A 15,404-nucleotide genomic window follows, 5' to 3' on the forward strand; every position below is an offset into this window, starting at 1 on the left:
TACAACCTGATTTATGTTAAGAATTTTAAAATTTGGTATATACGTGTGCGTAATTCATCTGGGTATTTTGACCTGTGCTGTTGCCCAACAACCGGCCTTACCACCCGATCTTGACGATTATGTAACCAAAGTACTACAGGCTTTTCAGGTGCCCGGCATAGGGTTGGGTATTGTAAAAGACGGTAAAATTGTACTCGCTAAGGGTTATGGGATTAAAAAACTGGGTGATCCTGCCCCGGTTGATGAAAATACCTTATTCAGCATTGCTTCAAATAGTAAAGCCTTTACAGCAACCGCTATAGCCATGTTGGTTGAAGAGGGAAAACTAAAATGGGAAGATAAGGTGATTGAACATTTACCATGGTTCAGGATGTCGGACGATTATGTAAGCACACATTTAACCGTACGGGATCTGTTTGTACACCACAGTGGCTTAAATGCATATGCAAATGATATATTGCTGTTTCCACCTTCTACATTTACCAGACGGGAACTGCTGGAAAAACTAAAGGATGTAAAACTTAAATACGATTTCCGTACGGTTTATGCTTACGATAACATTTTATACCTGGCTGCCGGAGAAATAATAGCTGCTAAAACAGGAATGAGCTGGGAAGATTTTGTAAAAAACAGGATATTCAATAAAGTTGGAATGAACAGAAGCGTAAGCAAGTATTCCAGTTTGAAAAACCAGACGAATGTAGCTTATGCACATGCCGTTAGAGATGGGAAATTACAAATGCTGGATTCATTTTTTGATATGAATATAGGTGATGCCAGTAATCCTGCCGGTGGCGTGGTTTCTTCTGCAAAAGATATGTCTAAATGGTTGATCACGCAATTGGATTCTGGTCGCACACCTGACCAGGGCCCGCTTTTTAAACCCACCGCTACGCAGGAACTCTGGAAAATTATCCGGCCAATGCCGGTAGGACAGGAGCCGGAATGGCTTAAACCCGCACAAAGGCATTTTTCTGGTTATGCATTGGGCTTCCGTACCTATGATTACCGGCAATACCAGGTAATAGGACATGGTGGCTTATTAACTGGTTTTGTATCGCAGATTGCGATGGTTCCGGATCTTAGGCTGGGTGTAGTGGTACTTACCAATCAGCTTTCTACAGGAGCGTATATGGCCATTATCAATTATATTCTTGATTATAATATGAAAGCTGCACGGTTTGACTGGCTTGCGGGTTATAAAAAGGAATGGGACAAATCTCTGGTTAGAAGAGATTCAGTGCAGCAAAGCAGGAAAAGGATCGTGCCCAATTCAGATCTTCATCTTAGCTTGCCGCTGGAGAAATATGCAGGTATGTATAAAGATGGTTTAATGGGAAGCATTGTGATCAGTAAGGGAGAAAAAGGATTGAGCATGCGATTTGTTAAATCTCCATTGTACGAAGGAGAGCTTAGCCATTTCCATGGCGATATGTTTAAGGTGAATTATAAAAATAAAAATATGGGTGAAGGCCCTTTTCTTTCCTTTTCATTAAATCCGGACCTTAGCATCCGTGAGGCCAGGTTTATCAGTTCTTTTTCCAATGCCGACAGCGATTTGGAAGATATTGTATTGACTCCTGATAAGAAAGCAATTATGGACACTACAGAACTGAGCAGACGTATTAAAGCCGAAACAAACAAGTATAAAAATGCTGATTTTGCGGTAGCGTATAAGGATTTAGGTACCGGTGAGACTTTTTTGATGAATGCAAAAACCAATTTTCATGCGGCCAGTACAATGAAGACACCGGTGATGGCAGAGGTGTTTAAACAGGCAGCTAAAGGCAAATTTGCTATAAGTGATTCAGTTGTGGTTTACAACCAGTTCAAAAGTATTGCAGGCGGAGGCTTGTATAAGCTTGACCCGGCAAATGACAGCGAACTGGAGCTTTATCATAAGATCGGTAAAAAGATGAGTATAGAAAGTCTGTTGTTATTGATGATTACCAGGAGCAGTAACCTGGCTACCAATATCCTGATTGATAAAGTAGGTGCGAAAAATGTAAATAAAACCATGCGCAGTATTGGTGCTCATGATATACAGGTACTAAGGGGTGTTGAAGATGGGAAGGCCTTTGAAAAGGGAATGAACAACACGGTAACTGCTTACGACCTGATGTTATTGTTTGAAAAGATTGCCAAGGGGGATATGGTTAATAAAAAAGCCAGTGAAGCCATGGTTGATATTTTGATGCAACAAACTTTTAGAGGGATAATTCCGGCCAGGTTACCCAAAGAAGTTAAGGTAGCCAATAAAACCGGCTCTATTACGAAGGTGCTAAACGATTCGGGTATTGTATATCTTCCTGATGGCAGAGAATATGTATTGATATTGCTGTCTAGAGGAATGGAAGAAGAGGCGGCAAAAAAAACACTGTCTTCCATTTCTGAGTACATTTATAATTATGAAACCAGTAAGTAAAATAAAATGAATTTTTACAGTTTTTCTTTCATAAACAGCAGCGGATTATAGAACCTGAGGTTCAATTGTATTTTATTCATTGTAAGCCAGCTTGCACACCCGTAATCGTCAAAACTTTTACGGATTTCCAGGTGCAGGTGATGATAATCTCCACCATATTTTTTCGATTCGGCAGGTGTAAATAAACGCGCTATTTGTGTAAGCTGATCTACCTGTTGCCCGTTTTGTACATAAACCTCTTTTAAATGTTTGTAAGAAGTAAATATGATTTGTCCATTGCTTAATTTATGCTTAACAACTACAGTCCGCTGGTTTTCACCAAGATGCACAGAACATATAATTCCTTTGGCCATTGGAAATACACCAATATATTTACTTTTTGGTTTTGAAGGATTGATATCTATTGCTGTATGAATATGTCCTTTTAAATAACTGTCCCTATGGTCTCCAAAAATACTGATTACCTTCATTTGCTTCATGTCTTTACGGTTAGCTACGTCAAACGGCAATAACCAGCTATCCGCTATTGCATTAGGGGCTGCATCTGTATAATATGGTTTCCACCTTTCTTTATCCTGTTCAATTGTAACAGGAGCAATTGGCTTAAAGTATAAAAACAAAAGACTGAAAAGTATCAATTTCATAATTTCAATTAATTGAGGAAATGTTAGGTAATGACAAGCTAAGTAAATTTAAAGAAAAACAAAAAAACATATTAAAAATCATTTTTATGTAATAAAAACAATTTAATCAGTTGCTTATTTCAAAAAGAAACGATTATATCAATAAAAAACATGGATTATATTTTGAGATTACGTGCAAAATTTAATTTTGTGTTGTACTTTTGCGGAAAATTTCAAATAAATGACCCGAAAAAACAGTAATTCTGATAAAAATGTTGATGTTGTATTAATTGGAGCAGGTATTATGAGTGCTACTTTGGGTATGTTGCTCAAAGAACTGCAGCCAGATATTACCATCGATATTTTTGAAAGATTAGATGTTGCAGCGGCTGAAAGTTCTGATGCATGGAACAATGCAGGAACTGGCCACTCTGCTTTTTGTGAATTAAATTATACGCCTCAATTAACCGATGGTTCTGTTGATACTAAAAAAGCCATCTCAATTGCTGAGTCTTTTGAAGTATCAAAACAGTTTTGGTCTTTTCTTGTAAAAAGTAAACTGGTTGATGCACCCGAAACCTTTATTAAGGCAATTCCGCACATGAGCTTTGTTTGGGGGGATGAAAATGTGGATTTCCTGAAAAAAAGATATGCAAAATTACAGGAAAGTGATTTGTTTAAAGGAATGGTTTATTCGGAAGATGCTGCACAGCTTGCTGACTGGATGCCCTTAGTGATGAAGGACCGTAAGCCAACAGATAAGGTTGCCGCTACCAGGATGGAAATTGGTACCGATGTAAATTTTGGCGCCTTAACCCGTATGATGTTTAATAAATTGCAGACCAAACCCGATGTAAAGCTTTATTTTCACCATGATGTAAAGAAACTTAAGCAAAAGAATGGTTTATGGGAAGTAAAGGTTAAGGATGAGAATACCGGGCAAAAAAGAGTGGTTAAAGCCAAATTTGTGTTTATAGGTGCCGGTGGAGGCTCATTGCCACTGCTCGAAAAAGCGGATATACCTGAAGGAAAAGGATTTGGTGGTTTTCCGGTAAGCGGACAATGGTTAAAATGTATAAATCCTGAAATTATAGAAAAGCACAATGCTAAGGTTTATGGAAAAGCATCTGTAGGTGCACCCCCAATGTCTGTACCACATTTGGATACCAGGATGATTGATGGTAAGAAAGCCTTATTGTTTGGCCCTTACGCTGGTTTTTCAACCCGCTTTCTAAAACATGGTTCTTTACTCGATTTACCGCTATCTATAAAAATCAATAACATCCGGCCAATGATATCGGCCGGTCTCGATAATTTGCCACTTACCAAATACCTGATAGACCAGGTTCGTCAATCTCCTGAAGACAGGATGCTTGCCCTTCGTGAATATTTACCTACTGCAAAAATGGAAGATTGGGAATTGGAAACTGCCGGTCAGCGTGTACAGGTGATTAAAAAGGACGAAGAACATGGGGGGATTCTGGAGTTTGGTACGGAAGTAGTTACTGCAGCTGACGGCTCAATAGCAGCGCTTTTGGGCGCATCACCAGGTGCTTCTACTGCTGTTTCTATTATGATCACCTTGATGGAACGTTGTTTTACCGACCAAATCAATACACCGGAATGGCAGCAAAAGCTGAAACAAATGATACCTTCTTATGGCGAGGCACTGAACGGTAATCCGCAGTTAACAGAAAATATCAGAACACAGACCAGTCATGCGTTAGGCTTGTAACGAGCTGATCCAAGCTATAAAATAGGCAGTACCATTGTGGTGCTGCCTATTTTATTTCGGCTGTATTTATTTGTATATTTAAAGAGGTTGATAAGTTTGTATAGATTATTTGGTATAATAATTGAACAAAACTATGAGATTCAAATTGCAAGCAATTATTATTTAGCTAACCTTTTAATACAAGAAAATGCCCCGCTGGTCTAAAATAACACTGATCGTATTTGCTGCAATTATTGGATTGGTCCTGCTTATCTATGTGGCATTGGCTGTTTATGTAAATGCGAATAAAAAAAGTCTGCTGATTACCGTTACAGAGCGGCTTAACAAAAACCTGAACGGAAAAATGACCATTGAAAGTATGGATCCTACCTTCTTAAAAGGGTTTCCGGGGGTTTCACTCAGTTTGAGAAATGTAGTTTTGAGGGACAGCCTGTGGAATTTGCATCGGCACAATTTACTTGAAGCCAAGGATTTTGATATAGCAGTAAATATAATGGGACTTTTAAGAGGGGCCATTGATATAGAAAAAGTAGGAATCAACAATGCTACAATTTATTTATTTACAGACAGTAATGGTTATGCCAATACAGCTGTATTTAAAAAGAATAAGCAACAGAAACAAACTAATGAAAGAGGATCCTCGCCAGCGGAAATCAGAAAAATTACCCTGAACAACGTAGATTTTGTAGTAAACAATCAAAAAGGGCATAAGCTTTTTCAGTTTGTGGTTGATGAGCTTAAGGCAAAAGTTGATTATAAACTGTTAGGTGGCTGGGAAGCAGATCTTAAATTGAAACTGCTGGCCAAAAGTTTGGCCTTTAATACACGACGGGGTAGCTTTATAAAAGATAAATTGCTTGAAGGTCCTTTTAAGATTAATTATGATGATAATAGTGGAATAGTAACCGTTGCTCCCAATAAGCTAAACATTGGCACAGACCCCTTTATTATTGGTGCTAAATTTGATACTTCAAAGGAGAATACTGAGTTTACCATTAACATTGAGGCACCGGCTATCTTATGGCGTAATGCATCAGCCTTGCTGGCACCAAATATAACCTCGAAACTGAATATGTTTAACCTGGACAGGCCCATTAATGCCAAATGTCTGCTTAAAGGAAATATGGGCCCGGGTGGCGATCCGTTAATTTATGTAGAGGCAATTGTTAAGGACAATGTGCTGACCACACCGGGAGGGGTAGTAGATAAGTGTAATTTTAATGGAGTATTTACTAATAATTACGTAAAAGGGAATGATTTTACAGATGCAAATTCTGCCATCAAACTGTATAATTTTAAAGGAAACTATAAAGAAGTTCCATTTTCAATTGACACTGCTTTTGTGGTCAATCTGGATAAGCCCATTGCAAGCGGGATTTTTAAATCACAATTTGACATTTCAAAACTAAACAATGTTGTTGGAGACGAAACTTTAAAGTTTGGCAAGGGGACTGCGAATGTTAACCTGGCTTATAGCGCTGATATTGTAAATTTCAAATTAACTAAACCATTGGTTTCCGGATCAATTGATATTAAAAATGCCGATGTAAGTTATGTACCCAGAAAGCTCAGGTTCAATAATACTGCTATTCTGCTTAATTTCACCAACAACGATCTTTTTATAAAAAATATCCGCCTGCAAAGTGGAAAAAGTATTGTCTTTATGGATGGGAGCATCCGCAACTTTTTGAACCTGTATTATACCGCACCTGAAAAGATACTTTTGAACTGGAAGGTACGTAGTCCTGAAATACATTTGGGTGAATTTATTGGTTTTTTAGGCAGCAGAAAACCTGCTCGCGTAGTAAAAAAGAGAAACGCCGGTAAGAGCACTTTTTCGGAAGACCTGAATGAGGTTTTCGAGAAAAGTAATGTTAATATGAATGTAAGCGTTGATAAGGTATATTACAATAAATTTTTAGCTACCAATGCCAATGCAGATCTGCTGCTTTCTGAATTGGGCATTGCCATTAAAAATGTAAGTGTAAGGCACGCCGGTGGCTTACTTAAATTAAATGGAAACATTAGTCAGAAAGGTTCAATTAACAGGTTTACAATAAATACTACACTAAGCAATGTAGACATCAGAAATTTTTTCTATTCCTTTGATAATTTTGGATTAAAAAGCCTTACATCCCAAAATTTAAGAGGTTTTCTGAACTCCAGGACCAATATTTCGGGTGGTATTACTGACCAGGGTAAACTGGTAGCCAACTCTATGAGTGGCAGTGTTATTTTCGACTTAAAGAAAGGTGCCCTGCTGAATTTTGATCCGGTTATTAGTGTAGGCAAATTTGCTTTTCCTTTCAGGGACCTTAATAACATTACGTTCACCAATCTGAATGGCAGATTTGACATTCGCGGACAACAGATTACCATTAATCCTATGCAGATTAATTCCAGCTTGTTAAATATGGATGTTGCCGGTATATATTCCTTTGGCAATGGTACTAATATAGCGGTAGATGTACCACTAAGAAACCCCAAAAAGGATGAAGATATTACAGATAAAGAAGAGAAAAAAGCCAGACGTATGAAAGGGATCGTTCTACATTTGCTGGCTACCGATGGAGAGAACGGCAAAATTAAAATTAAACTGAACAGAAATAGGGAACAAACAAAGTAAAAGGTATATTTGAGCATGTTAATTGCTTAATCAATATAATTAAAACAATATGAAACGTAATGCAACTGCCGTTTGGAATGGCACAATAAAAGAAGGTTCAGGCCACCTTACTACCGGAAGCAAAGTACTTGATCAAACCCAGTATTCTTTTAACAGCAGGTTTGCCGATGGCATTGGTACCAATCCTGAAGAACTTATGGCAGCAGCACATGCCGGATGTTTTACCATGAAGCTGAGTCTTGATTTAACTGAGGCTGGTTTTACCCCTGGATCACTGGAAACAACAGGTACAGTAACCCTTGATAACGGAACGATTACAAGTTCAAACCTGGTATTGAAAGCCAGTATCCCTGGAATAAGCGATGCACAGTTTCAGGAAATTGCTGCAGGAGCAAAAGCTACCTGTCCGGTAAGCAGAGCTTATAGTGTTGATATTACACTTGATGCAACCTTAGTTTAGTCATATTTTCTACAAATTCCATCAATTATCCTCCTATTATTTCATTGATAGGAGGATTTTTGTCTATTTTCGGGTTTTCATAACAAATTCATAACCCGAACCACAAATGAACAAGCCTATACTCGTTTTGAAATTAGGTACTGCCTCCATCACCACGGCAAAGGGAGAGCTTGATGAACAGGTAGTTGCAGATGTAACCAGGCAAGTTGCAGAGATTGCAAAAGATTACCGGTTGATACTTGTTTCTTCGGGGGCCGTAGCTGCCGGTAAAAAATATATTAAAGATTATAAGGGTAAAATTGCAGAACGTAAAGCAGCTGCTTCTATTGGAAACCCCTTATTACTCAGCACTTACTCCAAACACTTTTTACCTTATCATATCTCTATTGCACAAAGTTTATGTGAAAGGCAGCATTTTTCTAACCGTAGACAGTTTTTACAGTTAAAAGAAACTTATGAGGAATTATGGAAAAATGGCGTAATTCCTATTGCCAATGAAAATGATGTGGTAAGTAGCCTGGAATTGAAATTTTCAGATAATGATGAGCTGGCCACTTTACTTGGCGTCGGTTTTGGGGCTTCTTTAATTTTACTTGGCACCTCTGTTCCTGGCGTTCTGGATAGGGAAGGCAAGGTAATTGATAAAATTAATAGCATTAACAATGATATATTCTCGCTGGCTGACAAGAATAAATCTGATCTTGGTCTGGGTGGGATGATCTCTAAACTAACCTTTGCCCATCTGGCAACAGTGATGGGAATCAAAGTAGTTATATTTGGTGTTCGTACAACTGATGGGATCATCAATGCTGTTCAGGAAAAAACAGGTACAGTTTGTATCCCTAAACAGGGTAACATATCGGCCAGAAACAAATGGCTGGCCAGTGGCAGCCTGGTTACCGGAAGATTAATGGTTGATGATGGTGCCTGTGAAGCAATAAGGAAACGTAAAAGTTTGCTTGCAGTAGGGGTGTTATCCGTTATTGAAAAATTCAGTGATGGCGAGATTTTTGAAATCACTGATGCTCAACAGAATATAGTTGCTGTGGCACGTGCTAAAACCTCGTCCGACACCCTCATTGAAAATTCGAAACAACGTAATCTGGAAATTGCAAATGCCAGTGATATTGTAATATTATAAAAGAAATAATGGAATCTATTCAACAACAATTAATCAATGCAAAAAAAGCTCAGGCTTCTATAGCTTCTTTAAGCGATCAAAGAAAGCAGGACCTGCTGACTAGTTTTGCTGCATCTATTTTGGCACACTCGGCCCAGATTATAGCAGAGAATTTAAAAGATCTGGAAAAGATGTCGGTATCGGATCCCAAAAGGGACCGTTTGTTGTTGAATGAAACCAGGATAGATGACCTTGCCAGTAGTTTAAAAGATGTGGCAAACCTGGAAGATCCTACCAATAAGATCCTTTCTGAGCGCAGACTCGACAATGGACTGCATGTTCAGAAAAAGACAGTAGCCATTGGAATCGTTGGGGTGATCTATGAATCAAGACCCAATGTTACTGTTGATGTCGCAGCTTTATGTATCAGGTCAGGGAATGTTTGTTTATTGCGTGGTGGCCAGGATGCCTATCATACCAATCTGATCATAGTTTCTTTAATACAGCAGATTTTGGAAGAGCAGGGGCTTGATAAAAATATTGTGCAACAATTACCTGCTGATAGAAAATACATTCTTGATATCCTTCAAGCCGAAAAATATATTGATGTAATTATTCCGCGTGGCTCAAATCAACTGATTGAATATGTCCGTAAAAATTCGCTTGTACCAGTTATAGAGACCGGTGCGGGTGTTTGCCATACCTATGTAGAGCAAACGGCTAAACTTAAAGAAGCAGCGGACATAGTTGTTAATGCTAAAGTTTCAAGACCTTCTGTATGTAATGCATTGGATACTATTGTGGTTGACAAACTGGTGGCCAAGGATTTTTTAGTACTCGCTGCACCTTTATTATCCGGATATGATGTAGAGATTTTTGCTGATGAGCATTCTTTTCCCGTGTTAAAGGAATTGAATTACCCTAAATTAAACCTGGCTGCTCCTGAAGATTTTGGCAGGGAATTTTTGGATTTTAAATGCTCTGTAAAGGTTGTTGAAGGTACAGATGAAGCTTTGCAGCATATTGCTGAATTTTCTTCCAAACATTCGGAGGCTATTTTAACAGAAGATCTTTCCAAGGCGGAAAGGTTCCTGAATGAAGTTGATGCGGCAGCTGTTTATCTTAATGCTTCGACAAGATTTACTGACGGACAGGTTTTTGGACTTGGTGCGGAGATAGGGATTTCCACTCAAAAACTGCATGCACGCGGTCCTTTTGCACTTGAAAAACTCGTTACCGAAAAATGGGTAATCAGGGGCAATGGACAAATCCGGTAATCTTCTTGTTATCAGCTGAATATACTGTGGGTTAATTCCCCTTATTGGGAAAAAAAAGCACCGGTAAATTTGATGTTACAACATGAAAACGTGTTGTTGCTGTTAAATCAGACTTTTGCATAATGGCCTGAATTTTGAAAATACTTGTATTGGATCCACCACAAATATAAAATACAAGTACTTGAGATCAGATAGCCTACTTAGAATGTTAGAGGTAATAGATGACTATGCGATTCTGTTTTTGGACAGGTATGGGAGTATAGGGAATTGGAATAAAGAAGCTGAGCGAATAAAAGGATATCATGCAGCTGAGGTTATTGGTCATAGTTTCAGTATGTTCTATAGTGAGGAAAGTCGTAGAAACAAATTGCCCGAATTACTTATTGAAGAAGCTAAACTGAAAGGCAGGGCACAGCATGAAGGCTGGCATGTAAGAAAAGGAGAGGAGCTTTTCTGGGGCTTTGTAACCATTTCTACCATATTGGACGACAATGATGTTATAGTTGGTTACTCTCTGTTTGTAAGGGACCTGTCGGCTAAGCGACATCTGGAAAAAACCACAGAGGAGTATGCCCGTGAACTTGAAATCAAGAATAAGGAGCTTGAACAGTTTGTATATATCGCTTCCCATGATTTACAGGAGCCGCTCTTAACAGTTAAAAATTTTGTTGAGTTATTTAAGGACGAGTATAAAGATGTATTTGATGATAATGCAAAGCTTTATCTCCAGTTTATAGACAGGTCTACCGAGCGGATGCGGAACCTGATCAAGGGCTTGCTGGATTATTCGAGACTAGGTGGACAACAGAGTAAAACATTGGTAGATTGTAATACCTTAATGGACGGATTACAAAGCGACCTTTTTAGCAGCATATTTGCTACAGGTGCAAAAATCTATTATCAGGATCTGCCAATTGTTTATGGTTACGAAACAGGACTCCGTCAGCTTTTTCAAAATCTGTTGAGTAATGCTTTAAAATTTAAAAAACAAGATGTTGATCCGGAAATTTACATTGCTGTTGTTGGGCATGATAAGTTCTGGCATTTTGAATTTAGGGACAATGGGATAGGAATAGAAGAAAAGTATAAGGAAAAAGTATTTGTAATGTTTCAGCGCCTTCACAATGTAGCAGATTATGAGGGTTATGGCATTGGACTTTCACATTGCAAAAAGATTGTAGAACTACATGGAGGTCAAATCTCGGTTAAATCGGTTTTAGGAGAGGGGAGCACCTTTTGTTTTTCTATCAGGGTATAATAAAGATTAAACGAATTAATAAATGAAAGCACAACTTGTATATTGATGAAAAAATATAAAGACCTTGAATGTGTACTGCTAATTGATGATGATATATCTACAAATTTCATCCATCGCAGGATCGTAGAGAATGCTAAGATCAATGTGGCTGTTAAAGAAATAACATCTGCTAAAGAAGCGCTCGATTATTTAACTTATTCTGGTAAGTACCAGGATTTGGAAAGCAGCCCTAAGGCAGGCATCATCTTTTTGGATATCAACATGCCTGGCATGAATGGCTGGGATTTTATTGCCGAATATAAAAAACTGGATGAAAGACATAAAGCTAGAATTGTAGTAGTTATGCTTACCACATCTCTTAATCCCGATGATGAACTTCATGCAGCCAGGGTAGAAGAAATTGCTACTTATTTACACAAGCCCCTAAATTTAGAAGCCTTTTCGACAATTGCCAATACATATTTTGAAGAGATTAAAGAAAATTGATTTAGAGGTTTATTAAACCTCTAAATCAATCATTACTGCTTTAATCTTATGGCCAAGCCTGGCCTCTGTTTCCTTAAAATCCTGTTTACTGGCCAGTGGCGCATTTACACTGCAGTAAAATTTGATCTTGGGTTCGGTTCCCGAAGGCCTTGCCGAAACAATGCTGCCATCTTCGGTAATGAACTGGAGTACGTCCGATTTAGGTAATTCCAGCTCAGTTCTTATTCCAGATTCCAGGTCTGTCTCTACGCCGAGTTCATAATCCTTTAAGGTTTTTATTTTAGACCCACCAAGTGTAGCCGGAGGGTTATTCCTGAATTTTTCCATCATGGCTTTAATGTCTTCAGCCCCGGTTTTGCCCTTTTTTGTGATGGATACCAATTCTTCCTTATATAAGCCATATGTTACATACATATTTAACAAGGCGTCATACAGGCTGCTGCCTTTATCTTTATAAAAAGCAGTCATTTCAGCTATAAATGCGCAGGAGACAACCGCATCTTTATCTCTTACCAAATCGCCGATCAAATAACCATAACTCTCTTCGCCACCAACTATAAAAGTTTGTTTCCCTTCCAGATTGGTCATGATCTGTCCAATCCATTTAAACCCAGTCAGCGTGTTGTAATAGGTGACATTTTTAGCTTTAGCAATAGCCTCTATTAAATTAGTAGTTACAATAGTTTTAACAATGTATTCATTACCGCTTAGTTTTCCTTTTTCCTGCCAGGCGGTTAAAAGGTAATTGATCAGTAAGCTGCCGGTTTGATTTCCATTCAACAATACAAATTCTCCGTCATTATCCTTTACGGCAATTCCAACCCTATCGGCATCCGGATCAGTAGCCAATACAAGATCTGCATCAATTTCAGCAGCCTTTTTTAAAGCAAGGCTTAAAGCTTCTTTTTCTTCCGGATTAGGATATACTACGGTTGGAAAATTTCCGTCTGGTTTACTTTGTTCTTCCACGATAATTACATTCGTAAAACCAAACTGTTCCAAAGCTTTGGGAACTAAGGTAATCCCTGTTCCATGAATAGGAGAATATACTATTTTCAGATCTTTCTGGCGTGATATTGCTTCCGGAGAAACGGATAATGCAGTTATCTTATCCAGATACAGCTGATCTATCTCTAATCCGATCAATTCGATATTACTGTCTACACGTTCAAATTTAACAGCGTCAATACTGCTGATCTTTGCTACTTCATCCATTACCATTTTGTCATCCGGTGCGGTAAATTGTCCGCCGTCGGCCCCATAGGCTTTATAACCATTATATTCCTTAGGATTATGAGAGGCCGTAAGCATTACCCCACTTTTACATCCCAGCTGTCTGATCGCAAAAGACAATTCGGGTGTAGGCCTTAAAGCAGAAAAGAAGTAAACATGTATGCCATTTGCCGAAAATACATCTGCAGTAATCTTTGCAAAATAGTCAGAATTATTTCTGCTGTCGTGTGCAATGGCCACTTTAATTTTCTCTCCGGGATATTTTGTATTCAGGTAATTGGCCAGACCCTGGGTTGCAGTCCCTATGGTATATTTATTGATCCTGTTAGAACCAGCACCCATAATCCCCCTTAATCCTCCAGTACCGAATTCAAGATTGCGGTAAAATGAATCTGTAAGTTCAGTATAAGCTTCCTGGTCTAAAAGACCTTGTATTTCATCTTTAGTTTTTTGATCGTAATTGCCATTAAGCCATTCTTTTATGGTTGCCTGGGTAGTTTGTTCTAATTGCATATTTACTTATGGGGTTGTATTGTTATCCGTTATCCAATCAACTTATGAACTGCCAGGTATTGAAAACCATAACAGCTGTTGATTTTCCAAATTTTATTTTGTCTATTTTGCCTTTATTAGGCATGATTTATTTAAATTCACGCCCGATTACAAGTATATAACCATTTTGGTTAAAATAAAATACCTGGAGCAAATAAATATAGCTATTTACATAGCTTTTTAACCTTAAAAAATTAAATAAACCCAAAACGAGGCAATCTGACTTTGTCAGTAATTGCACCACAACAATTAACAACAACAAAACAAATTATGAAAGTATTAAAGTTTGGAGGCACTTCTGTAGGAAGCCCTGAGCGCATGAAAAAATTGCTGGATATCATTGATCCTGCAGAAGAACAAATTGTCGTGTTATCGGCTGTGTCTGGTACCACCAATAGTTTAGTGGAAATTTCAGCCAAACTTTTAAAGGAGGATAAACAGGAGGCGTTAAACTTAATTAACGCATTACATCAAAAATATAATGAGTTTGTAATTGAACTTTTAGTAGATGGTGAATATCGTGAACAGGGACAGGAAGTAGTAGATTATCATTTCAGCTTCTTAAGTTCACTGACCAATGATATTTTTACTACTGTTGAAGAGAAAGTCGTACTTGCACAGGGTGAACTGTTGTCGACCACCTTATATCACATTTATTTAAAATCCATTGGCGTACCTTCTGTATTGCTGCCCGCATTGGATTTTATGAAAATTGATGAGGACAACGAGCCTGATGTCCCTTTTTCTACTAAGCAATTGCAACCCCTGTTAGCACAACATACCGGCAATAAGCTCTTCATTACTCAAGGTTTTATCTGCCGGAACAGCTTTGGCGAAGTTGATAACCTGCGCCGCGGTGGAAGCGATTATACGGCATCGCTAATTGGTGCAGCAATTAAAGCTGAGGAGGTACAGATCTGGACAGACATTGATGGGATGCACAATAATGATCCAAGGATTGTAAAAGGTACTAAACCTATAGCACACTTGTCTTTCGATGAAGCTGCCGAACTGGCCTATTTTGGTGCAAAGATACTGCATCCACAATCTGTTTTTCCTGCACAGAAATATAAAATTCCGGTAAGACTGTTAAATACAATGGAACCAAAAGCTGCCGGAACATTGATTTCTACCGAAAGTGAGAAAGGAAAAATCAAATCCATTGCTGCAAAGGACGGGATTACAGCAATTAAGATACAGTCGAGCCGCATGCTCCTGGCCTATGGATTTTTAAGGCGGGTATTTGAAATTTTTGAAAGGTACAAAACACCAATTGACATGATCACTACTTCTGAAGTAGCGGTTTCATTAACAGTTGATTATACAGACAACCTGGAAAAAATCGTAGAAGAACTGCATGCTTTTGGTACAGTAGAAATTGACAGCGATCAATCTATTGTTTGTGTGGTTGGCGATTTTAGCGCAGAAAAACATGGTTATGCAGCCCGTGTACTGGATGCCATAAAGCATATTCCATTAAGGATGATCTCATATGGTGGAAGTAATTATAACATTTCATTGCTAATCAGTACTGCAGACAAAACGGAAGCTTTAAAAAGTTTGCACAACAGATTGTTTGAATAAGACAGAAGTTTAAAATTATCTTCTT

11 protein-coding genes are annotated in these 15,404 nt (G+C 38.3%); 9 read left to right on the plus strand and 2 right to left on the minus strand.

Features of this window, described 5'->3' with window-relative positions; translation table 11 throughout:
• Positions 1-13: 13 nt before the first annotated feature.
• The gene (locus tag HDC92_RS06205) at positions 14-2,425 is read left to right on the plus strand and encodes a serine hydrolase (protein ID WP_183873063.1); all 2,412 of its coding nucleotides are present in this window, start codon (positions 14-16) and stop codon (positions 2,423-2,425) included.
• Between the two features lie 14 nt (positions 2,426-2,439).
• On the opposite strand, the gene HDC92_RS06210 is transcribed toward HDC92_RS06205, so the two are convergent.
• Positions 2,440-3,069 (minus strand): M23 family metallopeptidase, encoded by a 630-nt coding sequence (locus HDC92_RS06210; RefSeq protein WP_183873064.1) that lies wholly within the window; start codon positions 3,067-3,069, stop codon positions 2,440-2,442.
• Between the two features lie 220 nt (positions 3,070-3,289).
• Here HDC92_RS06210 and HDC92_RS06215 point away from each other — a divergent pair, with 220 nt between their 5' ends.
• From HDC92_RS06215 to HDC92_RS06245, 7 genes are all read left to right on the plus strand, one after another.
• On the plus strand, positions 3,290-4,783 hold the full coding sequence (locus HDC92_RS06215) for a malate:quinone oxidoreductase (RefSeq protein WP_015808157.1): 1,494 nt from the start codon (positions 3,290-3,292) through the stop codon (positions 4,781-4,783).
• Positions 4,784-4,970: 187 nt separating this feature from the next.
• Positions 4,971-7,409, plus strand: a complete 2,439-nt coding sequence (locus tag HDC92_RS06220) for an AsmA-like C-terminal region-containing protein (RefSeq protein ID WP_183873066.1) — start codon at positions 4,971-4,973, stop codon at positions 7,407-7,409.
• A 49-nt stretch (positions 7,410-7,458) separates the two neighbouring features.
• Complete coding sequence (locus tag HDC92_RS06225) at positions 7,459-7,869, plus strand: OsmC family protein (RefSeq protein ID WP_183873068.1); 411 nt, start codon at positions 7,459-7,461, stop codon at positions 7,867-7,869.
• 106 nt (positions 7,870-7,975) lie between these two features.
• Positions 7,976-9,010 carry a glutamate 5-kinase gene (gene proB, locus HDC92_RS06230; RefSeq protein ID WP_183873070.1) on the plus strand — a complete coding sequence of 345 codons (1,035 nt, stop codon included), beginning with the start codon at positions 7,976-7,978 and terminating at the stop codon, positions 9,008-9,010.
• Positions 9,011-9,018: 8 nt separating this feature from the next.
• Complete coding sequence (locus HDC92_RS06235) at positions 9,019-10,266, plus strand: glutamate-5-semialdehyde dehydrogenase (protein ID WP_183873072.1); 1,248 nt, start codon at positions 9,019-9,021, stop codon at positions 10,264-10,266.
• Between the two features lie 205 nt (positions 10,267-10,471).
• Complete coding sequence (locus tag HDC92_RS06240; protein ID WP_015808152.1) at positions 10,472-11,524, plus strand: ATP-binding protein; 1,053 nt, start codon at positions 10,472-10,474, stop codon at positions 11,522-11,524.
• 45 nt (positions 11,525-11,569) lie between these two features.
• Positions 11,570-12,010 carry a response regulator gene (locus HDC92_RS06245; protein ID WP_015808151.1) on the plus strand — a complete coding sequence of 147 codons (441 nt, stop codon included), beginning with the start codon at positions 11,570-11,572 and terminating at the stop codon, positions 12,008-12,010.
• 12 nt (positions 12,011-12,022) lie between these two features.
• Here the strand turns inward: HDC92_RS06245 and HDC92_RS06250 are convergent, their stop codons facing one another.
• Positions 12,023-13,756 carry a phospho-sugar mutase gene (locus HDC92_RS06250; protein WP_183873074.1) on the minus strand — a complete coding sequence of 578 codons (1,734 nt, stop codon included), beginning with the start codon at positions 13,754-13,756 and terminating at the stop codon, positions 12,023-12,025.
• 309 nt (positions 13,757-14,065) lie between these two features.
• Here HDC92_RS06250 and HDC92_RS06255 point away from each other — a divergent pair, with 309 nt between their 5' ends.
• Positions 14,066-15,379: an aspartate kinase gene (locus HDC92_RS06255; RefSeq protein ID WP_183873076.1), complete on the plus strand. Its 1,314-nt coding sequence runs from the start codon at positions 14,066-14,068 to the stop codon at positions 15,377-15,379.
• Positions 15,380-15,404 lie beyond the last annotated feature (25 nt).

The sequence above is a fragment of the Pedobacter sp. AK017 genome (genome assembly GCF_014200825.1).
Lineage (GTDB): Bacteria > Bacteroidota > Bacteroidia > Sphingobacteriales > Sphingobacteriaceae > Pedobacter > Pedobacter heparinus.

Bases quoted from the DNA above. Each gene is read 5' to 3' on its own strand.
- HDC92_RS06205 (WP_183873063.1), top strand. From the start codon at position 14: ATGTTAAGAATTTTAAAATTTGGTATATACGTGTGCGTAATTCATCTG.
- HDC92_RS06210 (WP_183873064.1), bottom strand. From the start codon at position 3,069: ATGAAATTGATACTTTTCAGTCTTTTGTTTTTATACTTTAAGCCAATT.
- HDC92_RS06215 (WP_015808157.1), top strand. From the start codon at position 3,290: ATGACCCGAAAAAACAGTAATTCTGATAAAAATGTTGATGTTGTATTA.
- HDC92_RS06220 (WP_183873066.1), top strand. From the start codon at position 4,971: ATGCCCCGCTGGTCTAAAATAACACTGATCGTATTTGCTGCAATTATT.
- HDC92_RS06225 (WP_183873068.1), top strand. From the start codon at position 7,459: ATGAAACGTAATGCAACTGCCGTTTGGAATGGCACAATAAAAGAAGGT.
- proB (WP_183873070.1), top strand. From the start codon at position 7,976: ATGAACAAGCCTATACTCGTTTTGAAATTAGGTACTGCCTCCATCACC.
- HDC92_RS06235 (WP_183873072.1), top strand. From the start codon at position 9,019: ATGGAATCTATTCAACAACAATTAATCAATGCAAAAAAAGCTCAGGCT.
- HDC92_RS06240 (WP_015808152.1), top strand. From the start codon at position 10,472: ATGTTAGAGGTAATAGATGACTATGCGATTCTGTTTTTGGACAGGTAT.
- HDC92_RS06245 (WP_015808151.1), top strand. From the start codon at position 11,570: ATGAAAAAATATAAAGACCTTGAATGTGTACTGCTAATTGATGATGAT.
- HDC92_RS06250 (WP_183873074.1), bottom strand. From the start codon at position 13,756: ATGCAATTAGAACAAACTACCCAGGCAACCATAAAAGAATGGCTTAAT.
- HDC92_RS06255 (WP_183873076.1), top strand. From the start codon at position 14,066: ATGAAAGTATTAAAGTTTGGAGGCACTTCTGTAGGAAGCCCTGAGCGC.